Annotated in this window: 24 protein-coding genes; 7 read left to right on the forward strand and 17 right to left on the reverse strand. The window is 42.0% G+C overall.

Annotation, left to right across the window (positions count from 1 at the left end):
* The first annotated feature begins 43 nt into the window (after positions 1-43).
* The 5 genes from LC040_12700 (at position 44) to LC040_12720 (ending at position 4,581) form a co-directional block, all read left to right on the forward strand.
* On the forward strand, positions 44-1,231 hold the full coding sequence (locus LC040_12700; GenBank protein ID WLR50135.1) for an AraC family transcriptional regulator: 1,188 nt from the start codon (positions 44-46) through the stop codon (positions 1,229-1,231).
* 301 nt (positions 1,232-1,532) lie between these two features.
* Complete coding sequence (locus LC040_12705; GenBank protein ID WLR50136.1) at positions 1,533-1,814, forward strand: hypothetical protein; 282 nt, start codon at positions 1,533-1,535, stop codon at positions 1,812-1,814.
* Positions 1,814-3,463 carry a sodium:solute symporter gene (locus LC040_12710; protein ID WLR50137.1) on the forward strand — a complete coding sequence of 550 codons (1,650 nt, stop codon included), beginning with the start codon at positions 1,814-1,816 and terminating at the stop codon, positions 3,461-3,463. Before LC040_12705 ends, LC040_12710 begins: the two co-directional genes overlap by 1 nt.
* A 72-nt stretch (positions 3,464-3,535) precedes the next feature.
* On the forward strand, positions 3,536-4,108 hold the full coding sequence (locus LC040_12715) for a hypothetical protein (GenBank protein WLR50138.1): 573 nt from the start codon (positions 3,536-3,538) through the stop codon (positions 4,106-4,108).
* Positions 4,109-4,254: 146 nt separating this feature from the next.
* The gene (locus LC040_12720; GenBank protein WLR53283.1) at positions 4,255-4,581 is read left to right on the forward strand and encodes a four-helix bundle copper-binding protein; all 327 of its coding nucleotides are present in this window, start codon (positions 4,255-4,257) and stop codon (positions 4,579-4,581) included.
* A gap of 209 nt (positions 4,582-4,790) precedes the next feature.
* Here LC040_12720 and LC040_12725 read toward each other — a convergent pair whose 3' ends face one another.
* The 4 genes from LC040_12725 to LC040_12740 form a co-directional block, all read right to left on the reverse strand.
* A complete protein-coding gene (locus LC040_12725; GenBank protein ID WLR50139.1) occupies positions 4,791-5,246 on the reverse strand; it encodes a thioesterase family protein in 456 nt (151 codons plus the stop codon).
* Between the two features lie 92 nt (positions 5,247-5,338).
* The gene (gene sdhB, locus LC040_12730) at positions 5,339-6,097 is read right to left on the reverse strand and encodes a succinate dehydrogenase iron-sulfur subunit (GenBank protein ID WLR50140.1); all 759 of its coding nucleotides are present in this window, start codon (positions 6,095-6,097) and stop codon (positions 5,339-5,341) included.
* Entirely contained in the window at positions 6,097-7,875 is a 1,779-nt protein-coding gene (sdhA, locus tag LC040_12735) for a succinate dehydrogenase flavoprotein subunit (GenBank protein ID WLR50141.1), read from the reverse strand. Before sdhA ends, sdhB begins: the two co-directional genes overlap by 1 nt.
* Before the next feature lie 52 nt (positions 7,876-7,927).
* Entirely contained in the window at positions 7,928-8,557 is a 630-nt protein-coding gene (locus LC040_12740; protein ID WLR50142.1) for a succinate dehydrogenase cytochrome b558 subunit, read from the reverse strand.
* A 454-nt stretch (positions 8,558-9,011) separates the two neighbouring features.
* On the opposite strand from LC040_12740, the gene LC040_12745 reads away from it, so the two are divergent.
* Both LC040_12745 and bioB read left to right on the forward strand, forming a co-directional pair.
* Positions 9,012-9,449 (forward strand): YslB family protein, encoded by a 438-nt coding sequence (locus LC040_12745; GenBank protein ID WLR50143.1) that lies wholly within the window; start codon positions 9,012-9,014, stop codon positions 9,447-9,449.
* Positions 9,450-9,569: 120 nt separating this feature from the next.
* A complete protein-coding gene (bioB, locus tag LC040_12750) occupies positions 9,570-10,559 on the forward strand; it encodes a biotin synthase BioB (GenBank protein ID WLR50144.1) in 990 nt (329 codons plus the stop codon).
* Between the two features lie 41 nt (positions 10,560-10,600).
* Here the strand turns inward: bioB and uvrC are convergent, their stop codons facing one another.
* From uvrC to LC040_12815, 13 genes are all read right to left on the reverse strand, one after another.
* Positions 10,601-12,385, reverse strand: coding sequence for an excinuclease ABC subunit UvrC (gene uvrC / locus LC040_12755; protein ID WLR50145.1), 1,785 nt, complete (start codon positions 12,383-12,385; stop codon positions 10,601-10,603).
* Between the two features lie 69 nt (positions 12,386-12,454).
* Positions 12,455-13,870, reverse strand: coding sequence for a glycosyltransferase family 39 protein (locus LC040_12760; GenBank protein WLR50146.1), 1,416 nt, complete (start codon positions 13,868-13,870; stop codon positions 12,455-12,457).
* A gap of 249 nt (positions 13,871-14,119) precedes the next feature.
* Positions 14,120-15,076, reverse strand: a complete 957-nt coding sequence (locus LC040_12765) for an FTR1 family protein (GenBank protein WLR50147.1) — start codon at positions 15,074-15,076, stop codon at positions 14,120-14,122.
* A 68-nt stretch (positions 15,077-15,144) separates the two neighbouring features.
* The gene (locus LC040_12770; protein ID WLR50148.1) at positions 15,145-15,891 is read right to left on the reverse strand and encodes a hypothetical protein; all 747 of its coding nucleotides are present in this window, start codon (positions 15,889-15,891) and stop codon (positions 15,145-15,147) included.
* A 71-nt stretch (positions 15,892-15,962) separates the two neighbouring features.
* Positions 15,963-16,724, reverse strand: a complete 762-nt coding sequence (locus LC040_12775; GenBank protein ID WLR50149.1) for a glycosyltransferase family 2 protein — start codon at positions 16,722-16,724, stop codon at positions 15,963-15,965.
* A complete protein-coding gene (locus tag LC040_12780; protein WLR50150.1) occupies positions 16,717-18,168 on the reverse strand; it encodes an alkaline phosphatase family protein in 1,452 nt (483 codons plus the stop codon). The genes LC040_12775 and LC040_12780 overlap by 8 nt, the downstream gene beginning before the upstream one ends.
* Entirely contained in the window at positions 18,165-19,082 is a 918-nt protein-coding gene (locus tag LC040_12785) for a lysylphosphatidylglycerol synthase transmembrane domain-containing protein (GenBank protein WLR50151.1), read from the reverse strand. The genes LC040_12780 and LC040_12785 overlap by 4 nt, the downstream gene beginning before the upstream one ends.
* Before the next feature lie 111 nt (positions 19,083-19,193).
* Positions 19,194-20,390 (reverse strand): hypothetical protein, encoded by a 1,197-nt coding sequence (locus tag LC040_12790; protein ID WLR50152.1) that lies wholly within the window; start codon positions 20,388-20,390, stop codon positions 19,194-19,196.
* Between the two features lie 210 nt (positions 20,391-20,600).
* Complete coding sequence (gene trxA, locus LC040_12795) at positions 20,601-20,915, reverse strand: thioredoxin (GenBank protein WLR50153.1); 315 nt, start codon at positions 20,913-20,915, stop codon at positions 20,601-20,603.
* A gap of 261 nt (positions 20,916-21,176) precedes the next feature.
* Positions 21,177-22,154, reverse strand: coding sequence for an electron transfer flavoprotein subunit alpha/FixB family protein (locus LC040_12800; GenBank protein WLR50154.1), 978 nt, complete (start codon positions 22,152-22,154; stop codon positions 21,177-21,179).
* Positions 22,155-22,172: 18 nt separating this feature from the next.
* Positions 22,173-22,946, reverse strand: a complete 774-nt coding sequence (locus LC040_12805; GenBank protein ID WLR50155.1) for an electron transfer flavoprotein subunit beta/FixA family protein — start codon at positions 22,944-22,946, stop codon at positions 22,173-22,175.
* 65 nt (positions 22,947-23,011) lie between these two features.
* Positions 23,012-23,785 (reverse strand): enoyl-CoA hydratase, encoded by a 774-nt coding sequence (locus LC040_12810; GenBank protein ID WLR50156.1) that lies wholly within the window; start codon positions 23,783-23,785, stop codon positions 23,012-23,014.
* A 23-nt stretch (positions 23,786-23,808) separates the two neighbouring features.
* Complete coding sequence (locus LC040_12815) at positions 23,809-24,399, reverse strand: TetR/AcrR family transcriptional regulator (protein WLR50157.1); 591 nt, start codon at positions 24,397-24,399, stop codon at positions 23,809-23,811.
* Positions 24,400-24,477: the final 78 nt, after the last annotated feature.

Here is a 24,477-nt window from a genome sequence, read left to right on the forward strand (position 1 = left end):
AGAGATTAGTGTGGCGAACGGGGAAACAGGGAGGAAAAACTTCATGTATAACATTAAGTTAGTCGATTTAGAAGCAACACATAAGGAGTATATCACAAGTTGGGTGAAAGAAAGCTTATCAGAACAAGCGACCATCATCACGCATGATGAACAGCACGCCCAAGTTGATATGGTGATTGTTCAAGTGCTCTCCACTTTCGACTGGGTTAAAGTAAACCGGTTAAGAAAGAAGCACCTTCAATCCAAGATCATTGTCGTGATGAATCAAGACATGGTTCACACTGCACCAATTGCTGTCGAATTAAATGTCCATTCTCTCCAAATTACGCCATTAAGAAGAAATTCGCTTATTCGGGCTATCCAGTCTGCTTCAGAAGAATTGAAAGACTTGCCGATTGTGAGAGAAACATTTTTACGCAGACTACTATATGGGGAAATCAAAACATTCGATGAGCTCGAACAATATAAGCGCTTTGCAAAAATGACCAACATTCCAAACGTCGTCTGTATACTACAAGGAAATGACCGTGCACAGGAGTTTATTGAAAATGAAGAAGGCCAAAGAATTCTTCGTTCCCACGTACGCTCTGTCATCAAGAACCATTTATCACACTGGGTAAAAGATGTGTCCTATGTATCATTCAGAAAATATTTAGCCGTCTTATTTCATATTCCGTTTATCTACAAATCAATCCGAGAATGGGACCAGCTTAACCATCATCTGTTCAAATTAATAAACGAGATTCATAAAGAATACGGCATTACACTGCACGTGGGGGTTGGCTCTGTCTACAATGACCCATTGAACTTGTATCAGCCGTACCAAGAAGCGAAGAAAGCACTTACCTACTCATTAAATGAAAACAAGCTGCTGTGCTTCTATGAAGAATTAACAAAAGATGAGAACTTACAGAAGTGCATCGAATATATTTCAAGCAATTATCATGAAGATTTATCTATCAAGAAAGTGGCGAACAAAGTTCATTTAAGCCATACGTATTTCTCAAGATTATTTAAGAAAGAATTAGGCATTTCATTCGTTGAATATGTCACAAATGTTCGAATCAAACGAGCAAAGTGGCTGTTAAGTCATACCAACGACACGATTGAAGCCATCGCAGCCCAAGTCGGGTTCAATACACCAAACTACTTTAGCTCCATTTTCAAAAAGCACGTTGGTGTGTCTCCAAGTGAATACCGAGAATCCCATATCATTACAGTTAATGATTAATTTTAAAATGGGACAAAGGTGAGCGTTCGTTCAGAGCTCACCTTTTTTCTTTCGACAAAAAAGGACAAAAGCCACCTATTAATCATGCGAAATCGCATTAATTTTTAGAAAAATAAAAATATTTTATATTTTTACAGCAAAATATTGTAAGGTATTTATGGGATTTTTACAGTATAATCTTAAGTGTTATATATCAGTTTTTATTCAATCTGATAAGAAAAAATGATTGAGAGGAGGTTGTACCTACAAACTGAACGACCACTCAGTTTATTTCCAACTAAGCAAAAGGGGGACAATTATTGTGAACGCTTACAAGAAAGAAGTATGGTTTACTGCCATTATGTCAATTCTGTTTTTGATTTCTGGTCACATGGGTTTTATCTTTTCAATTTTCCCAGTTGAAGGCACATTTATGGGCTTTCCAATTGACTATATTATCCCGATTCTTATGGGTTGGTTCGGTGTACTTGCCCTAACAATTATCACAGGAAAAATTGCAAATAAAATTGATGTCGCAATTGAAGAAGAAAATAAACTTAACTCGAAGAATCGTTCTTCTGAAGGTTCGAAGGAGGTTATTTAATGGAAGCGCAAAATTGGCAATTAGAAAATCCAATGATCGGGTTAGTCGTACTCGGTGCCTTCTTCCTAGCTTTCTATCTAATCAGCTGGTTCTCAAACCGTGCGAGTAAGTCAGTTGAAGATTTATACGTAGCAGGCGGCGGCGTTGGTCCTATTACAAACGGTTTAGCAATGGCTTCAACTTATATGAGTCTTGCAACATTCCTTGGGGTTACAGGTCTTATCCTTAAACTACAAGCACCTTTCGTATTCTTATGGATTCAAATGATTCTTGCTATTCCATTAATCACAATTATTTATGGTACGAGCCTACGCCGTATGGGCGCATTCTCTCCGGCTCACTTTGTGAAAGAGCGTTACGGAAACAAAGCAGCGATTATCGTAGCACTTTGGATGATTCTTATCTCTATCATGTACGCATTAGGACAAATGATCGGTGTTGCGAAAACATTTGAAATGTTATTCGGTATCCCTTACTTGACTAGCTTATTCATCGGTGGAATTCTAATCACTGGCTATGTAACAATTGGTGGTATGAGTGGTGCAACAAACAATGCCGCTGTTCAAATGGTTATCATTGCTCTAATGTTTATTCTTCCTTTAGGCGCAATTATGAAAGCAATGGGTGCTACTGGATGGTACTTCCCACCGCTTTTATACTCTGACATGGTTCCACAAATGTTAGAAACATTACCAACCTTCTTTGATTATCAATTTGATTCAAAGTGGTATTTCTCAATTATTCCTGCCATTACTCTTGGCTCACTTGGCCTGCCTCACTTAGCGATGCGTATCTACACAGCATCAAGCCTTAAGAGTGCTCGTCAAGCAATGATTTGGTTCGCACTTGTTCTTGGTCTTGTTTTCTCTGCAACATATGCAATGGGCTTTGCTGGCGTATACTTCAACAGTACAAACGGCGGCATTATCGCTCCAGAAGATGCAGACAAACTAACAATCATCTTGAACCTTGTATACAACCCTGAATGGGTAACAGCTCTTGTAATCGCAGGTGCAATCTCTGCAGGTATCTCTACATTAAGTGGTAACCTACTTGCAATCGGTGCCCTTCTTTCACAAGACATTATTACAACTTTAAAACCAAATATCAGCTCAAAAGCAAAAGTTCGTCTTGGTTACATCTCAATCTGTATTGGTGGTATTATCAGTGTCCTGCTTGGAATTAAGCCACCAGCATTCCTAGTTGTAAGTATTCTTTGGGCATTCGGTCTTGCGGCTGTAACAAATGCTCCAATTATCCTGTTGGGCGTTTGGTGGAAAGGTGCAAACAAATACGGTGCGATTACATCAACAGTTATCGCTGGTGCAATCTATGTTGTCGTTTCACCATTCGTATTCCCATCCATTACAGTAAGTGGCCATGCATTAACAGATTCTCTTGGATTGTCTGGCGCAATGCTTTGTGTACCAATCGCATTCTTACTACACATTGTTGTTTCAATGATTACAAACAACATGCCAGCTCTTCGCAACAGCTTAACAACTGATGCTGATGCGAAACTAGTAGAGCGCATCCATGGCTGGAGTGACGTGAACCCACTTCGCTACAACAGCAAAATCGGTGCTGCAACAGTTGTGATTCTTAGTGTCGCAACAATTGTGTGGTCCTTAATGCCTTGGAATATCTAACTTTCCCACAGATTCAGGCGTATTATACGTCTGAATCTGTCCTATTTTGTTCATCTAAGTCGGAGGTGACCTATGAATCTCATTCAGAACGTCCTACAAGCAATTCTATTAAAAGATGCATCTCTTCAGAACATTGCACAAAACGAAAAATTTAACACCCTTTCAAACCTTGCTAACCTAGCACTCGGTGTGGCGTACGGCCTTTTTACTATTCTTATCAACTATGATTATATTCAAAGCTTTCAAACAGAAATGCTACGGACCATTTTTATACCATTATTCTTCATTACCTCTGGCATTATTATGATGTTTATTACAAAAGTCGGCTTTATGTTTTTACTTTGGGCCGGAAGCCGTGCATTCGGCGGTCCAGGTCTCATGCGTGTATTAAATCGAATGACGGGCTTCATTTTAATCCCTGGTGTATTCGCATTACCAGCCTTTGTTCACTTCTCAAAAGGCAGTACACCTTCTGTTATCGCACTTATTGCTATGATCTTTGCGCTTGTTTGGATTTACATGCTTGCTGTTAAGTCATTAATCGTCTCACAAAACTTAGCAGCATGGAAGGCGTATATAGCGGTTATCGCTGTCTTCACCTTTTTCACAAGTGTCTATTACCTTGTCATTCCACCAGCTTCATAAAAAGAAGGTGTCCAATTATCGTATGGACACCTTCTTTTTTATTTTGGGTTAAATTTCCTAAAATGAAGGTTTCATCAAAAATAATGTTTTACAAAATACATTACGGGCTATGACTATTTATAAGCTTACACTAAAGGAGGCTAATGATGGCACACAGCCAATACCAAACCCTTATTGACACCCTACATGAATGTATGGAAGCTTGTAACCATTGCTATGACGCTTGTTTAAAAGAAGACAATGTAAAAATGCTAGCCGAGTGTATCCGTTTAGACCGTGAATGTGGAGATATCTGTTCATTCCTTGAACAAGCACTAGGACGCGGCACCCCATTCGCAGCAGAACTAGCTAGCGTCTGTGCAACAATTTGTGAAGCATGCGGAAATGAATGTAAAAAACACGACCACGACCACTGCAAAAAATGCGCCGACGCCTGCTTCAAATGCGCCGAACAATGCAAAAAAATCGCTTAATATACCGAAAAGCGGAGGCGAATCGCTCAGAAACCTTTTTTGCATACTCCTTCACGCATAGAGGCGTTCTTTGCCTCGGAGCGGGAAGGTGATTTCTATTCGCCGCAGCTAAATCAAAGGAACGCTGGCTAAGAATGCCACGTCCTGTGCATCGAAAAAATGGTTGTCCGAGGAGTCATTACATCTGACTATTTCGGACAACCATTTTCTTATCCTACATATTCTTGCAGCTTTGCTTTCATACTGTCCGTCCAGGCTAATGGCTTCCCTTCAGCTTTGGAAATATGTACAATTCGACCCCGGCCTGCTAAGCATGCTTCGCCATTCTCATCTTCTGCTTTGTAGTGCAAATCGAGTGACGTGTTACCTAATTGATGAACCTTTACATAGATCTTCAGGTCATTGTAGACATAGATTTGCTTTAAGAAATCACATTGCAAATCGGCTGTTACAATCAATGATTCACTGTTCTCCTTCATCCACTCATCCATAAACCCAAGATCTTTGAAAAATGACACACGAGCCTGCTCAAAATACACAAACGCAACCGTATTATTTAAATGGCCAAATAGATCTGTTTCTGAGAAACGTACTTGTGTCGGTGAATAATACTGAAACCCTTCTGACCATGTTTTGAAATCATCAATATATGAAATTTTCCCCATATGAGCCCCTCCTCGCTAAAAGAAAAGGGTCAGATCCCTCGCTATTAAGCGGAGGGAATCAGACCCCTGTGATTCAACCTATTTTTAATCGATTATTTGTCGCTTCCGAAGAAGTTCTTGAATGACTGAATCGCTGTGTCGCGGTTTAATGCAGCAATCGATGTTGTCAAAGGAATACCCTTTGGACATGATTGGACACAGTTTTGTGAGTTACCACAGTTTGCAAGTCCGCCATCGCCCATTAATGATTCAAGACGCTCTTCTTTGTTCATTTCACCTGTTGGATGTGCATTGAACAAGCGCACTTGAGAAAGCGGTGCTGGACCGATAAAGTTTGCATTGCTGTTTACGTTTGGACAAGCTTCCAAACATACGCCACATGTCATACATTTAGACAACTCATATGCCCATTGACGCTTCTTCTCTGGCATTCTTGGACCAGGCCCAAGATCATACGTACCATCAATCGGAATCCATGCTTTTACCTTCTTCAAAGAATCAAACATACGGCTTCGGTCGATAACTAAGTCACGAACAACCGGGAATGTACGCATTGGCTCAAGACGAATCGGCTGCTCAAGCTGATCAATAAGTGCCGTACAAGATTGACGTGGTTTGCCGTTGATAACCATTGAACAAGCGCCACATACCTCTTCCAAACAGTTCATATCCCAGTTAACAGGTGCTGTTGTTTCACCTTTTGTGTTTACTGGATTACGACGAATTTCCATTAAAGCAGAAATTACGTTCATATTTTTACGATATGGTACCTCGAACTCTTCTTGGTAAGGGGCAGATTCAGGTTTATCTTGGCGAGTAATAATGAATTTAACCAATTTGTTCTCACTCATTATTTAGCCTCCCCTTTCTTTTCATTCGCTTTCTTCTTAGAGTAGTCACGTTTACGTGGCTCGATAAGTCCAATATCCACTTCTTCATAAGAAAATTCTGGTGAATTTGTTGCTGGATTAAACCGAGCAATCGTTGTTTTCAACCATTCTTCATCATTACGTTCTGGGAATTCTGGCTTGTAATGTGCACCACGGCTTTCATTACGGTTATATGCACCAAGTGTGATTACACGAGCAAGGTGGAACATGTTTTGTAATTGACGTGTAAACATAACACCTTGGTTCGACCATTGAGCCGTGTCATTAATATTGATGTTCTTCCAGCGCTCCATCAGCTCTTGGATCTTCTCATCAGTTTGCTGAAGCTTATCATTTGTACGAACAACCGTTACGTTATTGTTCATCCATTCACCTAGCTCTTTATGAAGAACGTACGCATTTTCTGTACCATTTAAGCCCATGATTTCATTGTTCTTATCTTCTTCAACCTTCAATTGACGCTCAAATACTGCTTCTGGAATCGCGTCAGCTGATTTTTCAAGGCCGTTCATATATTCAACAGCATTCGGGCCGGCAACCATACCACCGTAGATCGCAGATAGTAATGAGTTTGCACCTAAGCGGTTCGCACCGTGCTGAGAATAGTCACACTCACCAGCTGCAAATAGGCCAGGAATGTTCGTTTGTTGATTGTAATCAACCCACATACCACCCATTGAATAGTGAACAGCTGGGAAGATTTTCATTGGTACTTTACGTGGATCATCACCCATGAATTTCTCATAGATTTCAATGATACCGCCAAGCTTAATGTCAAGTTCTTTCGGATCTTTATGCGATAGATCCAAGTACACCATGTTTTCACCGTTAATACCAAGTTTCAAATCGACACAAACGTGGAATATTTCCCGTGTAGCGATATCACGAGGTACAAGGTTTCCGTATGCAGGATATTTTTCCTCTAGGAAGTACCATGGCTTACCATCTTTATATGTCCATACGCGGCCACCTTCACCACGTGCTGATTCACTCATTAGACGAAGCTTGTCATCACCAGGGATTGCAGTTGGGTGAATCTGAATGAACTCACCATTTGCATATTTAACACCTTGCTGGTATGCAGCTGAAGCCGCTGAACCAGTGTTGATAACAGAGTTCGTTGACTTACCAAAGATAATACCAGGACCACCAGTTGCCATAATAACGGCATCACCTTTGAAGACTTGCGTTTCCATAGAATGAAGGTTCTGTCCAACTACACCACGACAAACACCATCATCATCTAGTACAAGTGAAAGCATTTCCCAGCCTTCATATTTCGTTACAAGACCTGCTACTTCGTGACGACGTACTTGCTCGTCCAATGCATATAAAAGCTGCTGACCAGTTGTTGCACCAGCAAATGCAGTACGGTGATGCTGTGTTCCACCAAAGCGGCGGAAGTCAAGCAATCCTTCAGGTGTACGGTTGAACATAACACCCATACGGTCAAGCAAGTGAATGATTCCAGGCGCTGCTTCTGTCATTGCTTTTACTGGAGGTTGGTTCGCTAAGAAGTCCCCACCATAAACCGTATCATCAAAGTGCTCCCAAGGTGAATCCCCTTCACCCTTTGTATTAACGGCACCATTAATACCGCCTTGTGCACATACAGAGTGAGAACGCTTAACAGGCACTAATGATAACAGGTCAACATGAACCCCTGCTTCTGCTGCTTTAATAGTTGCCATCAAACCGGCAAGACCGCCACCGACAACAACAAGATTTCCTTTACTCAATATGACCCACTCCCTACAAATGTTTACTTAAATGTTTATCCGAACTCGTTTCTTACATTCCTGCTAGCTCAGGGCTTACAAATGCAAATAGGGCACGCATCCCAACATATGTTAGACCAACGAATACAGCCATTGTGACATAAGTAGAAATACGTTGAGAACGAGGTGTTACAGTGATACCCCAGCTCACAAAGAAAGACCATAAACCATTAGCAAAATGGAAAACAGTTGATACAACACCGACGATATAGAAGACGATCATTGCAGGGTTATTTAAAATATTTTGCATCATTTCGAAGTTAACTGGCGTTCCAAATAACGCAGCGATACGTGTTTCCCATACATGCCATGCGATAAAAATCAATGTTACAACACCTGAGACACGTTGCAACAAAAACATCCAGTTACGGAAATATCCATAGTTACTTACATTATTTTTTGCTGTGAAAGCAATATATAGTCCATAGATCGCATGATACAATAACGGTAAGAAAATAACGAATATTTCTAGAAAATATCGGAAAGGTAATTCTTCTAAAAAGTGTACCGCTGAATTAAATTTCTCTGCTCCCTGTGTTGCCATGAAGTTCGTAATAAGATGCTCAAGTAAGAATAAACCGACTGGTATAACACCAAGCAACGAGTGCAATCGTCTGTTCGCAAATTCTTTATTACCTGCCATGGAAATCCCCCCTTATAATTTTCGACAATTTACGTAAAAAAAAACAAAATCTGCAACCCTTTTAATCTTTCTATATTCGGCTTGTTACACCCTCCCCCATTTAATGAAAGTTTATGCCCCAGAAGCCGACTAACATTAAGGCTCCTATGAATAATTTGTGACAAGTTTATTGTACTCTTGTGCACAACCTCCGTCAAGAAAACGCGTACATTATTTTTTCAAAATATTCGGTTTATTACAATATTTTGAAAGTGTGTTATAAATTCTTGACCTGCCACTCTAATGAGCATCGCTTCATCTATTTAATATCCCCTTTCGACATACTTTTTTTATTCCCTTGTTCTACTTTTCAAAAATAGTAATTTGTTAAAAATCTCACATAATTTTATAAAATATCATTGCCTATCTTATTTAAAAGCGTAATAATTATTTTGTGGAAAGGGGATGCACCACCATGAAATCTTCAAATCTATTTTCGATAAAACAGGCAACAGAAGAACTTCAATGTCCAGCATTTGCGTATGAACTGATGCGCGAAGTGCTTCTTCCTGATCTTCTAAGTGAAGATTATGAGGAGATTAGTTATTTTGCTGGAAAAAGACTTGCACGCAAGTTCCCGCTCGAAACAGTCCAAGAGCTTAATGAATTTTTCGAAACTGCAGGTTGGGGAACGCTGCAACTAATTAAAGATAAAAAAATAACACTCACATATGAGCTGACAAGCCCGCTTATTGAAAAGCGCTTCAATTATGATAAAGCACCATCTTTTCATTTAGAAGCCGGCTTTCTTGCAGAACAAATCCAGCAAATCAACGGTACACTCACCGAATCATCTGTCGAATTAAAGCCACGCCAAAAGAAAGCGGTCATCACCGTTCAATCAGAAAAATAGCGATTTTTCTGATTGAACGCATAGATGATTGTACCTAATTCGAAAAATTTTCAATAAATTCCTTGCATCCTCTTTTTGTTAACTTATAATGTAATTAAGTTAACATAAGGGGGTTTTACTTTGAATTGGAATTTATTAGCTGAGAAAAGTATAAGCGGTGAAGGATTAACAAACGAAGAGGCATTAAGCGTATTGGACGCTCCAGATGACGAACTTCTACCTTTAATGCACGCAGCTTTTCAAGTACGAAAGCACTATTACGGAAAAAAAGTAAAATTAAATATGATTATGAATGCAAAATCAGGCCTTTGTCCTGAAAACTGTGGATACTGTTCACAATCAATTGTGTCAGAAGCGAATGTTGATACATACAATTTGCTTGATAAAGAGCAGTTAATGAAAGGTGCCGAACATGCATACAACTTAAAGGCAGGTACATACTGTATCGTTGCCAGCGGACGCGGGCCTACAAACCGTGAAGTTGAAACTGTTGCGGAAACAGTAAAAGAAATTAAAGACCGCTTCGGCATGAAAATTTGTGCATGTCTTGGAATTTTAAAACCTGAACAAGCAAAGCTGTTAAAAGCAGCAGGCGTTGACCGTTACAATCATAACGTCAACACATCAGAAAGCCATCACGAAAACATCACAACATCTCATAACTATGATGACCGCGTAAACACTGTGAATACAGCGAAAGATGCAGGCATGTCACCTTGTTCTGGTGTTATTGTCGGCATGAAGGAATCAAGACAAGATGTTGTCGACATGGCGCATAGTTTGAAAGCGCTTGATGCAGACTCCATTCCAGTTAACTTCCTGCATGCAATTGACGGCACACCGCTAGAAGGAACGAGCGAGCTTGACCCGCGTTATTGCTTACGTGTCCTTGCTCTATTCCGCTTCATTAACCCAACGAAAGAAATCCGCATTTCAGGCGGCCGTGAAGTAAACCTACGAGGGCTTCAGCCATTAGGCTTATATGCAGCGAACTCGATCTTCATCGGCGACTACTTAACAACAAGCGGCCAAGAGCACACAAGCGATCACCAAATGATCGAGGATATGGGCTTTGAAGTTGAGTTAGTCGAAGAAAAGCAAGCTATTTAACGCCAAAAATCCGGAAACAGCATTAGGCTGTTTCCGGATTTTTATTTTTTCTTCTCATCTTGTAAATAGCGTACCACTTCTTCCGCTACGTGCTGCGGCAGACTTGCTTCCTTCAGCTCATCTACCGTTACTTCCTTCAGCTTTGCAACAGAACCGAACTTTCGGAGCAGTGCTCTGCGCCTTTTCTCCCCGATTCCTGGAATGTCATCAAGCACCGAACGAAAAGCACCCTTCCCGCGAATTTGACGATGAAACGTAATCGCAAAACGGTGCACCTCGTCTTGAATCCGCTGTAAGAGATAAAATTCCTGACTGTTTCTTGGAAGCTCAACCGGCTCAGGCGGACTGCCAAACAGCAATTCTGACGTGCGATGCTTGTCATCCTTCGCTAAGCCACATAACGGAATATCGAGCCCAAGCTCATTTTCTAGCACATCAATTGCTCCTTGCATATGCGCTTTTCCGCCATCAACGATAATTAAATCAGGCAACGGCAACCCGTCTTTCAATACGCGCGTATAGCGACGCCTAACGACCTCACGCATGGATGCATAATCATCAGGACCCTCGACAGATTTCACCTTATACTTTCTGTAATCCTTCTTCGACGGCTTTCCATCAATAAATGTCACCAGCGCTGAAACTGGGTCGGTACCTTGAATATTTGAGTTATCAAACGCCTCAATTCGCAGCGGTGTTTCAATGTTCAGCTGCTTTCCGAGATTTTCAACCGCTTTAATCGTCCGCTCTTCATCCCGCTCAATGAGCGCGAATTTCTCCTGAAGAGCAATCGACGCATTTTTCGTGGCTAGCTTTACGAGGTCTTTCTTCTGTCCACGCATAGGCTGGCTTACTTTTACACCAATCAGCTGCTCTGCATATTCACGATTCACCTCTGGAGGTAGAAAAATCTCCTTCGGCTTCAGATGATTTTTACTTTCATAAAATTGCCCGAGAAATGTGAGGAAGTCCTCTTCGGCTTCATCATAGAACGGAAACAGCGACACATCCCGTTCAATCAACTTACCTTGCCGAACGAAAAAGACTTGCACACACATCCAGCCTTTATCATAAGCAAAACCGAACACATCACGGTCTTTCAGCTCCTTAAGCGTCATCTTCTGCTTTTCCATTACCGCTTCAATATGGGCAATTTGGTCGCGGTACTCTTTCGCGCGCTCAAATTCCAACGCTTCAGATGCTTGCTGCATCTTCCCAGCTAACTCTTTCTTGATGTCCTGATAGCCGCCTTTTAGAAAACGAGTAATATTTTGGACAATTTCATTGTTCTCTTCAGCCTCCACCTCTTTCACACACGGAGCCAAGCACTGACCCATATGATAGTACAAGCACACTCGGTCAGGTAGCTTCGAGCATTTGCGCAGTGGATACAATCGGTCCAACAGCTTCTTCGTTTCATTCGCCGCCTGGACATTCGGATATGGCCCGAAATATTTGCCGCCATCCTTTTTCACCTTCCGGGTCGTAATTAAGCGAGGATGACGCTCATTAGTGATTTTAATATACGGATAACTCTTATCATCCTTCAGCATGACGTTATATTTTGGGTCATACTTTTTTATGAGATGAAGCTCGAGAATCAAGGCTTCAATGTTTGACGATGTAACGATATATTCAAAGTCTTGTATTTCATTGACAAGACGCAATGTTTTCCCATCATGTGAGCCAGTAAAATAAGAACGCACACGGTTTTTCAATACCTTTGCCTTCCCGACGTAAATAATCGTGCCATGCTTATCCTTCATAAGATAACAGCCTGGCTGGTCAGGCAAAATGGCCAATTTCTCTTTCAAATGGCTCTTCATAAAAACCACTTCCTTCACGTACTGCCTTTATCATAACATATGTTCGCACTTTTTAAGTCTGCCATATGTCTAGTTCTTTTTCCACTTATAAAGCTTAATTTCACCGTACACAGGGTCAAACAGCTCGTTCGAATGAAATTCCGCCACCTTCTCAACCTGACCGCTAATTTCCATTCCTTGCTGCTGAAAACCTTTCAATAGATGGTCAGTCACATATACCGTCTCCGTATCTGAATCCTTCATTTCTTCTTCAAAATAATGATATGTCCACAGCCGCTTATGCGGATAATCCGCCTGCAGGTATCCCATCACCCGTGTCTCTTCCCACGTGTACACGATGAAATTACCTGACTGCTCCTGTAAATAATGTGCCAGCTGATAGGTTGCGGGCAGTTCTTCACTCCGCTCATGCATCAACGACACACTCGTAAACAGCTGCACCCCAACGAGCACAACGACCATCAGCTCTGTCTTTCGCTTCAGTATCACAATCATTAACAGAAATACAATAAGCAGAGCAAACGGGGCAATATGCCTTGGTTTATCAATATTTTGTGCAAAAAGCACCCAAAGAAAATAACTGCCTGCCATCGTAAAGAGCAGCAGAAAATGTTTCTGTATAAAATGCTTCCGTGCCCCAATCAGCCCAAGCACAACGACTACAACAGCTCCGGCCATTAACCATGAATGAGCAAACAACGCACTCCATAGCCACTGCTTCGTCACAAGTACCGCAAACCTCGTTATCACAGAACCATCATCAGCCGCCGCAGTTCCGCCCCAATCTTCAAAATGGCCTTCCGTAAATGATAGCGCAATCCGCCAAAATGAGTGAAAGCCTCCAAGTGAAGCGACAAGCCCTGCAACCCAGATGAACTGAAAGAACACATTGACGCTCACATGCACCGCAAATCTGAACCACTTATTTCCTTCATACCCGCTCACATCTTTTATAAAAAGCCAGACCAAGCCAATCCCGAAACCAAGATAAGATAAGCGAATACCCATTAGCACCCCAAAGAAAAATCCCGGTAGCCAAATCCAGCGCCATTTCCCCGTTTCAAGAGCAACAAAAAGCGACCAAATATACCACCACAGCACCGCAATAGCCGCTGTCTCTGACATTGGCTGAACAGTAAGCACATTGAAAAAAGGAAGTGACTGTACAACGAGCACAACGAGCACAGCTTTTACAGGCAACAAATACCGTCTGCTAATTAGAAAAACCGGCACTACCGACGACCAGGTTAAGACCATATTAAAGAGCACAAGCGCTTCCACCGGGTCAGCCACAAACGACTTTAGCAGCATCCCGCCTAAAATAAAATACGGATAGCCGGGAAAATGAGGACGCATCTCAAGCAAATCAAACCGCTCCACTCCAAGCGCAAAATCAACCGCATCCCACGACGCCGCATAATCTGTTAGAAATACGAGGCGTAGCAGCGACACAGCCACCACCAGCCCCCAGACAAACCAAAACATCAAATTATTTCCCTGAAAATAATGTCGATTCCTCAACCACCAAACCTCCGCATCACAATTTCTCTCAAGCCAAAACCCTGCCACTCAATCAAGGTGGTGGGAGCGAAGCCTCCTCTCATAAACGAAAACCTCTTCTTCCCAAAGAAAGCTCCTTCTCCAAAACAACCGCTCATTTCGTGTGCGTACCTCCGCCCCTTTTCCAAAAACGACAAAAGACCCGCAGCGCTGACGGGTCTTTTCGGAAGGGGATTATAAATTCGAAACGTTACTTGTATTTGTCTTTACACTACTTTTTTCCTTTTTTCGCAAACGGAAAGGGACTCTTCCACTGTGAATGAGTTTCATCCACGCGAAGACAAATGCAAAGTAGAGCCAATAAATAGCAATTTGTTCAAATGACGGGTTGTGACTGTAGCCGAACATTGCTGCCATGAACAAGCCGATTTGTCCACTAACCATCACTTCGTTGCCTGTGTCACGTTCATAGTGCGCTTCATCCTGGTAATGCTCTGGCATCACATGAACGATGTTGTACATTTCTGTCGGCGTACCATCTGCTTGCTCAAATACAGAACCCATTTTGCCTAAATCCTGCAGCGTACCGACACCTTGGACAAGCAAGCCGGCTGCGATGAACATAATCATAATGCTTGTGATTTGGAAGAACGCCTTCAATGAAATCTTCATCGTACCTGTAAAGAACAGATAGCCAAGAATTAACGCAAGCATCAAGCCACTCAAGGCACCGTAGTTTGTTACTGCCTTCTCGATATCTCCGCCGCCGATTGCTGCGAAGAAGAACACTGTTTCCACACCTTCACGCACAACGACAAGATACGTGTGAATAATCAGTGCGGAAACACTTCCGGCTGTAATCGCCGCATTCAATTTCTTTTGCAGTTCACCATTTATATTGGCTGATTCCTTGGACATCCACACAACCATATGGGTCAGCAATAATACGGAAGCAAACATAATCGTCACTTTCATATAAACCTCTGAACCAAAGCTTGCAAACCCAGTGAAAACAACCTGGAAGACAAGTGCTACAAGAAAGCTTGTGACAAGCGCAAGCCCGACACCTGCGTACACCCATTTATGATATTTCTCAGCATTTAACCGTGTTAAGTATGATAGAATCAACCCGACAATTAAGATGGCTTCCAATGCTTCACGAAGCGTAATCAAAAACGCTTGAAAGTCCATTTGAAAATCCCCTTCCCTCTGTGTATGATGCAGACTGTTTTATAAGCGCCTTTTTTCAGTCTGTCTGTTTATTGCTGTCTTTTCTTTCGTTTATTCATAATGATTAAAATCACTAAAATTCCAAATAATCCAAGTGAAAACCAGAGCCAGAACGGACTGCTTTCACCATTTTCATCTCCAAATAGATTCAAATTCTCTTCAGTTAAATGTGATTCTCCGTCTTCTTTTGTCTCAGGAACAGGGAAGATTGGAGCGACACGGTCTATAATTGATTCGATTTCTTTCTCAAATGTTTCTTTATCACTTTCTTGGTTTCCAATGCCGAACAGGCCAGGATTCCCAAGGGATTCTAATGAGGTATCGAAGGAAGCATAAATGTCATTTACATACGCTTCATCTTTTTCTTCTTTCACGTATGGCGCAAGTACATTGAAAGTCCCGCGTGCTTTTGCAAGCAGAAGCTTTGCCTGCCCATAATCATCAAATTGCTCAACTGCGAAATGTAGCCTGCGCTCAATATTCAAACGCATCGCCGCTTGATAAGACTCAAGGATTAATTCTTTATCCTTTTTCTCGAAGCCTTCTTCAATGAGCGGAACGGTTTTCGTAAAGTATAGATCGAATTCTTTTTTGTATGTATCGTATACTTTACGCGCACTTTCCCAGTCGTCATTTTCAAGATGTGTTTTCAATTCTTTATACGCTTCAGCCAATTGCTCTTCACCAGGGTCTCCGTATGAATACGCATACACTTGTGAAACACCAGTAAAAATGAGAATCATTGTCATTAAAAAGGGTAACAGTAATTTTCGCATCTTTAACTTCCTCCTACTGAAAATGATAATAATTATCAACGAAATTGTCAATAAAAGATAAGCAATTTTGCTTACCTTTTATGACTTAACTGGTTATCGGGTACGATATGTGCATCTTTATCAATATTTACCTTTTCAACTGGTCGGAACATTTCCGTCGTGATTGCTGGAAGCACAGATGTCATATAGGACTTGAATTTGATAAATGACTCACCTTTCGTGCGCACTTTATATTCAATTGGAATCTCCTGCACACGGAACCCTTTGCGGACTAAATTTAACGTAACAACTTGGGCATAGTTGTAATCATGAATAATTTCCGCATGCTCTGCTGCTTGCTTTGAGAAAGCACGCATTCCTGACTGCCCATCATAAATCCATTTTCGAAGCAGGAGGGACTGGAGCATCGTAAAGCAATAATTACCAAGACGACGGTGGAGCTTCATGCCTTTAATTGTGCCAAGGAAGCGTGAGCCCATTACATAATCGGCTTCCCCATTCAATATTGGTGCGACAAGCTCAGGAATCTGCCATGCTGGATATTCGTTATCCGCATCAATCATCACGGCCAGGTCACCGCTGAGTCGGACGCTTTCTTGCAAGCCAGTTCGAACCGCTGCACCAAGTCCTTTATTTTTCTCATGCTGTACAATGTAATCAGCACCTGCTTGCTTGGCAACTTCGATGGTGCGGTCAGATGAGCCGTCATCGATGACAAGCACCTTTACCTCCACCTGCTCATGAAAGTGACGAGGAACGAGCTTTATCACCTCTGAAATCGAATCTTCTTCGTTGTAGGCAGGAAGAAAAACAATGATGCGCTGTTTATTCATGTTTGCCGTCCTCCTTCATTGCTTCTGTCAATACAGGACCTCTGCTATGGCTCGGATATGGCGCTCCAAGCAAGTACGCTATTGTCGGCGCAACCGATACAAGGCTATGCTTTTCTTTCACAAGATGGTTCTGCTTAATCGTTGGTCCGTGCATAATAAACGGCACATAGCGCTCGCCTTCATCTAAATGGCCGTGGCCCCCGATACCGTCAGCTTGTCCATGGTCTGCGCAAATCATTAGTGTTGTGTTTTCCATTTTACCTTCCGCTTCAAGCCAGCAGACAAAGTCTTCCACTAATGCATCTGCTTCTTGAATCTTTTGAATGTATTCATCATACAGCACGCCGCGACTGTGCCCAGTTTGGTCTGTGCTGATCAACTGCACAATGAACAAATCTGGGTCCTGTTCTGCGATAATATGCTTTGCGCGTTTCATGATGTTCGGGTCTGCCTCATCATTGTGCATCACAGCTGTAACCGTCTCCACATCTGAACCCATCGCATCAACAAGATGAGCAATCCCGAGCAGGCGTCCTTTTTTCCCTACTTTTCGCAATGAATCGAAAATACTTTCAACCTTAATGCCAAGCTTCCACACCATGTTCGACGTAATTCCATGTTCAAACGGATACGTCCCTGTAAACATCGAGGAAAAGCATACGACCGTCCGCGCTGGATAGACCGTTTCCATATTGGCATATTCGGTTCCTTCGAGACGGAGTTTATCAAGAAACGGTGTATTCGCTTCTTCAAACCGCTCTTTCCGCATTCCATCGATTACAATGACAATAACCTTCTCATTCACAGGTGTACTTGGCGGCTGTACATTTTGCGTATAATTTGGAATCACATTAGGCTTCCAGTCAAATAAATAACGATGCAGAACCCATGCAAACAGCCAAATTCCGAGGAAAAACACGCCTACTGTCGTCCACTGCAGGCTGTCCCCACGTGCAACTGCCTCATAATGAGTCCACCAAAGTGAAAGCAGGAGTAAAAATTTCGGCAGCTGCTCCTGTGCATTTCCGCTCGTTGAATCACTATTTTTCAAGACAAGCTTCCAAAAACGCGTGAAATTCCACCACGTCGTGCCAATCCGCAAATGATAATAGAGCGTTCCCCAGAAGAATACTGTGAAGAAGAAATAAAGCCCTGCCGCAAACAGCCACAAGCTTAAGTTCACACTATCCCACATTAACAAATATGCAATCAGCGGAAGCCAAAGAAAGTTCCGCAAAAACAAAGGAAAATCATAGATAAAATAAAGAGCAAGCAACGGCACAATCACAACGAAGCTTACCAACAGTGCCGGCCAATCAACCGACGCAAACAGTGCAAAGATCATCATCGCCCCAATTGTAAAAATCGGCGTAAATGGCTTTCCTTCATTCAGCAGGTTCCAGCACCGTGCCGCGAACTTTTCAAAGCGTGATGCTTTTTTCATCGTTTTCCTCCTCCCTTCCACTTCAATTCTTGCCATGATACATGAAAAGGCGCAATTAATAATAAAATCGCACCAACAATAAATGAAAAGAAAAACTTAAATGCATGTACTACAACGGCGATATGATAGCCTTCTGAAAGCGGAATATGCAGCACCGCAAGCGACGCACTCATTACGCTTTCATATGTACCAATTCCGCCTGGCGTAATTTGAAAGACACCGCCGGCAACAGACATACTGTTCACCCAAATCGCACCGAGCGGACCAAGCAGTCCATTTGCAAAAAGATACAGTACAACTGCTTCAAGCACCCAGCTGACAAACGTCAAGCTAAGCACCGCTACACCTTTCTTACCAGTCAGCCCTTCCCTTAGTGTCCGCCAATGCTTCTCAAGCCGTGGCAGCTGTTTCCGCACAAACGGCAAAGATACGATGAAAAAGCATGCAACACTAACTGCAAGTATCCAGCCTAAAAGCCCAATCGAAACGTTCACTGCCAAGAATACAGCGCCACTTCCAGCAATTAGTCCAAGGAATAGCAAATCAAGAAGCCGTAGTACAACGACCGAATGTGTGCTCTCTTCCCAGCTTAATGCTTTCCTTCTCACAGCTGTCATAACCCGTACCGCCTCACCTGCTTTAAACGGTAGTAAATGATTAAAGAACAAGCTAAGCCCAACCCCATAAAAGGCTTCCCGCACCGACAGCTTCCGGGCCACATAAAGATGCCAAGCCACTGCCCGCAAATAAAAGGCACCAGCATAAAGCAGAACGACAACGAGCAATAACAGAGGACTGTCTAGGAATGGCTGCAAATATGTAACGAGGCGTTCAAATGAAAAGAACTGCATCGTGATATAAACGAACAAGCCGATAAGCAGAAAGGCGACACTGCGCTTTAAGAATGATAGCATCTTTCTCTTCCTTTTCGATAGCATTCACTCAAGCAACCATTATAGCATACAGAACAGCACCGCGAGACAGTCGAAAAGCCGCTGGATATCAGCGGCTCTGACTTCAAACGATTATTGTAATTCATTTAACGTTGAAATAATTTGTTCGCTATACTTTGCTGCTTCTTCTGTATTCTCGTTCGAAACAGCTTCAAACCATTTTTCACCGTTTTCCATTGCTTGCTTTGTTTTCTCTTCGCCAAGCTTTTCATTCAAGTACATTTCGATATCCTTCATGAAGACATTTCCTTCAAGTGCTGCACCACGAGCATCTGTTACTTCACCAGCTTCAAGCTTTGTTGGCACCTTTTCATGGTAGCTCTTAATTTTACCAACGAAGGCGTTCGCAAATAGGTCTTTCACTTCAGCTGCTTTAATTGAAGCTGGCTCTGTTTCGTTCAAGCTGAACAATGTATTCAGCTTGTTCGCAGCTTCTTCATCTCCACCGCTAAGAGAACCTTTAATTGCTTGATAGAAGCCCCAGCCTTCAGCTTGCATAATTTGTAGTTCTTCTTCATTACCTTCTGCAACAGCTTTTTCAATCTTTTCAGCGTAAGATTGTGCTGCTAAGTAGTAGCTACGGTAAATCGATTTATCTGTAATTTGCTTATATACTTTGTAGTCGTCTACATTTCCACTGTTAAGTGCTTCTTCTTGAGCAGACAGTCCAGCATTGATGCTTTCTTCCATGCTGTTCTCACCACTTAATTCATAATAAGAATCACGCTTCACAGCTGTTGGGATGAACACGTCTTCTGCTAATGTTTTAATGTCTGCAAATAATGCTTTTGCTTCATCTGATTTGTCAGCTTCCATCGCCTCTGCAACTTGGCCATGAAGACCTTTTTGCTTTTGATAGAAGTATGATTGTGTTGTTTTGTCGACTAATTGACGTGCAATGTTTGGCTTAAGGTCACCGCTCTTGCCGCCTTCAAGCGCTGCTGTAATCGCTTGGTCAAACTCTCCATTCACTTCTGTTACAGCCGTTTGCAGGCCACCTTTATACTCTTCTAAAACTTTGTCCCAATCTACTTCTTGGTCTTCTTTTGCTTTGCCAAGCTCGTCCATCATTGCTTGGTATGTCGTAATTTGCTCTGTTACTGCGCTTTGCTCTGCTTGCTCATTGCTTTCTTGTTCTTGGTTTTCTGCTGGCTGTTCTTCTTGTTTCGGCTCTTCTGTTGCTTCTCCACCGCCGCTGTTACAACCTGCAAGAATTCCACCTGCTAATAGCATTGTTCCAAATAGTTTAAAAGCTCTCTTTTTCTCCATCTGTTCAGTACTCCCCTTTTTATATGTATAAGTAATAAGTGCTGATAATGATTTTCAATAACAATTATGATTATATTAAGAATGATTCTCAGTGTCAACAACTTTTTTCCTAGAAATAATTTTTCCAACAATAAAAAGGGACCAAGTCCCTCAACACCACCTCGATGATGTCGAAGGAACCTAGTCCCTACACGTTAATTTCTTTACTTATTATTGATGTTTGTTAAGAAGCTCAACAAGCGCGTCCTTCGGTTGGAAGCCAACAACTTGATCCACAACTTCTCCGTCTTTCATAACAAGAAGTGTTGGAATGCTCATTACGCCGAACTTACCTGCTGTTTCTTGGTTCTCATCAACGTCAAGCTTAACGATTTTTACTTTGTCGCCCATTTCAGAATCAAGTTCTTCAAGTACTGGTGCGATCATTTTACAAGGTCCACACCAAGGTGCCCAGAAGTCTGCTAGAACAATACCTGAACCTGTTTCTGATGCGAAATTTTGGTCATTAGCATTTACAATTGCCATGTGTAAAATCCTCCTCTTAACTAATACTGCTTAATGGAATTCAGTTCACATTATAACACTGCAGTGAATAAGTTAGCTAATCTTTTGCTTATATTTAAAATGTACCCATTTTTATCGTATGTAACACATCCTGTTTTGTAGAAGCAAAAGAATTTCTTATGCTTATCTTAGCAAACCTGCTCTACTTGTTCGAACATCATGCTTAGAAACACAACCGAAAGAACAAAAACGTGCAGGCTGGCTGCCCGCACGTTTTTCAAATTATGCGTTTACTTTTGCGTTTTTAAGCTCTTCCGTTAACATTGGAATCACTTCAAACAGGTCGCCAACGATACCATAATCAGCAACTTGGAAAATGCTCGCTTCTGGATCTTTGTTAATCGCAACGATAATTTTTGAGTTTGACATACCAGCTAAATGCTGAATTGCGCCAGAAATACCAGCAGCAATGTATAGGTCAGGTGTTACAACTTTACCTGTTTGACCGATTTGCAGTGAATAATCGCAGTATTCAGCGTCACACGCACCACGAGAGGCACCAACTGCACCGCCAAGAAGCTCAGCAAGCTCATCAAGAATCTTGAAGCCTTCTGCACTCTTAACGCCACGTCCGCCGGCAACGATTACTTTTGCTTCAGATAGATCAACGCCTTCAGATGTCTTACGAACAACTTCTTTAATCACTGTGCGTAAGTCTTTAATTTCAGCGCTTACTGATTGCACATCACCTGAGCGTGAATCGTCTTTTTCAAGGGCAGGAACGTTGTTTGGACGAATTGTCGCAAACACGATGCCATCTGTGATAACTTTCTTTTCGAATGCTTTCCCTGAATAGATCGGACGCGTGAAGACAATGTTTCCGTCCTCAGCCGCTACGTCAACTGCATCAGAGATCAAGCCTGAATCAAGCTTGCTTGCAAGACGTGGTGACAAGTCTTTCCCTTGTGCTGTATGACCCATTACAATGCCTTCTGGGCTTTCTTGATCAATAACAGCCATCATTGCTTGTGCGAAACCGTCAGATGTGTAGTTCTTTAATTGCTCATCTTCTACTGTAAGCACACGGTCTGCACCATATGCGATTAACTCATTTGCAACTCCGCTTACGTTATCGCCGCAAAGAACGCCGACAACTTCGCCGCCTTCTGCGATTGTTTTACCAGCAGCTACTGCTTCAAAAGATACATTACGTAATGCTCCGTCACGAACTTCTCCTAATACTAATACTTTGCGTCCCATAATTTATCTCCCCTCCGTTTATATTACTTTTGCTTCTGTTTGCAGCAAGTTCACTAATTCTTTTACTTGGTCGTTCAATTCGCCTTCAAGCACCTTACCTGCTTCTTTCTTCGGTGGCAGATAAATTTCAACGACTTTTGTTTTTGCCTCAACATCATCTTCATCTAGATCAAGATCATCTAATTCAAGCTCTTCAAGTGGCTTCTTCTTCGCTTTCATGATACCTGGAAGTGAAGGATAACGCGGCTCGTTCAAGCCTTGTTGTGCTGTTACAAGTACAGGAAGTGATGTTTCGATAACTTCGCTGTCCCCTTCAACATCGCGCTCGATTGTTGCAGAATCGCCGTCTACATCAAGCTTTGTAATTGTTGTTACGTAAGGAATTTCAAGCAGTTCAGCCAGACGAGGACCTACTTGACCAGAACCTCCGTCAATTGCAACGTTACCACCAAGGATGATATCGTATTCATTTTCCTTGAAGTATTGTGCAAGGATCTTCGCAGTTGAGTACTCATCGCCATCTTCAAGGTCATCTTCTGTATTCACTAATACAGCTTTGTCAGCACCCATTGCTAGCGCTGTGCGAAGCTCTTTCTCAGCTTCTTCGCCACCGACAGTAATAACAGATACTTCACCACCGTGCTCGTCCTTCAATTGAATTGCTTCTTCAATTGCATACTCATCGTACGGGTTGATGATGAACTCTGCGCCTTCCTCTTCAATGACACCGTTTTCAATAACAATTTTTTCTTCCGTGTCGAAAGTACGTTTCATAATTACATAGATATTCATATTTTCCCCTCCTATAAAATCGCTTTCATCTTGTCGAGCATACGCTCAATTTGGGTTGAAAAAAATTAACGCCCTGTAAAGTTAGGCTTGCGTTTTTCGATGAAGGCATTGACTCCTTCTTTGCCATCTTCAGACATGAAGACCTTCCCAAATAATTGTGCTTCACGTTCCACGCCCGAATCGAATGTGTTATTCTTGGCATGGTTAAGCAAATCAATGACATATTTGACAGACAGCGGACTCTTTGAAGCGAATTTTGCTGCTAGCTTTTCCGCTTCTTCAAACAACTGCTCTTCGTCGTAAGCGGCATTCACTAGACCCCATTTCAAAGCATCTTCACCGCTAATCGGCTCACTAGTCAGCATCATCTCGCATGCTTTTGCAGAGCCTACATAACGCGGAAGGCGCTGTGTTCCTGCAAATCCAGGGATGATTCCTAGCTGAAGTTCTGGTAAACCAAGCTTTGCATTCTTTGTTGCAAGGCGAACGTGACATGACATCGCCAGCTCTAATCCACCACCAAGTGCAGCACCGTGAATAGCAGCGATAATCGGCTTAGCAAATGTCTCAATTCGGTTGAACAACGCTTGACCTTTGTTTGCAAGCTTCTCATAATCTTCTTCTTTCTCCAAGGTTGTAAATTCTTTAATGTCTGCACCAGCAGAGAAGAACTTACCTTCGCCGCGGAAAATAATCGCGCGAATATTATCATCCTCTTCTAAAAGATCCAAAGCTTCTGAATATTCATCTAACACTGCTTGTGCTAGCGCGTTAGCTGGTGGACGATTTAATAATATTGTAGCAATATTTTCATTTTTTTGAATGGTTAAAAATTCCACTCACTCAGCCCCCTTGCCGAATTTTATGTATGATCTACACTGATCCCATTTACAAGCATATCAGAAACGATGGCCGTATTGGCAGTTAAATCATATCGCTCTTCTTTCATAATCCAGCTTGTCACGATTTCATCCATCGTACCGAACACCATCTGCCTTGCAAGACGGACATCTAAATTCGGCTTAAACACCCCTTCTTGCTTACCTTCTGAAAGTACTTGATCAATCAAATTCAAATAGGCTTTCAAAATGTTATTAATTTTCAAACGAAGCTGCTTATTTGATTGACGTAATTCCAACTGCGTGACAACAGCCCAATGCGGTTCTGTCGCAAAATGAGAAAAGTGCATTTCCACTAATGTTATTAACTTCTCGGTTGCTGTCGATTTTCCTGCTATTTTTTGATTGATTTTTTCGACAAATTGCCCCATTTTTTCTTGGAACAACGAAATGAGAATATCTTCTTTGTTCTTAAAATACAGATAAATCGTACCGTCAGCAACACCTGCTTGCTTAGCAATCTTTGAAACTTGTGCATGATGATAGCCATTCTCTGCAATCACAATCACTGCTGCATCTAGAATCTGTCTGTATTTTGGCTTATTTTTCTTCAAGTTTCATTTCTTCCTTTCTAGCAAAAGAGGATGATCTACCTCTCACTATTTATCATAACCATATAATCTCCTCCCTCG

The sequence above is a fragment of the Bacillus tianshenii genome (assembly GCA_020524525.2).
GTDB lineage: Bacteria > Bacillota > Bacilli > Bacillales > Bacillaceae_N > Bacillus_AV.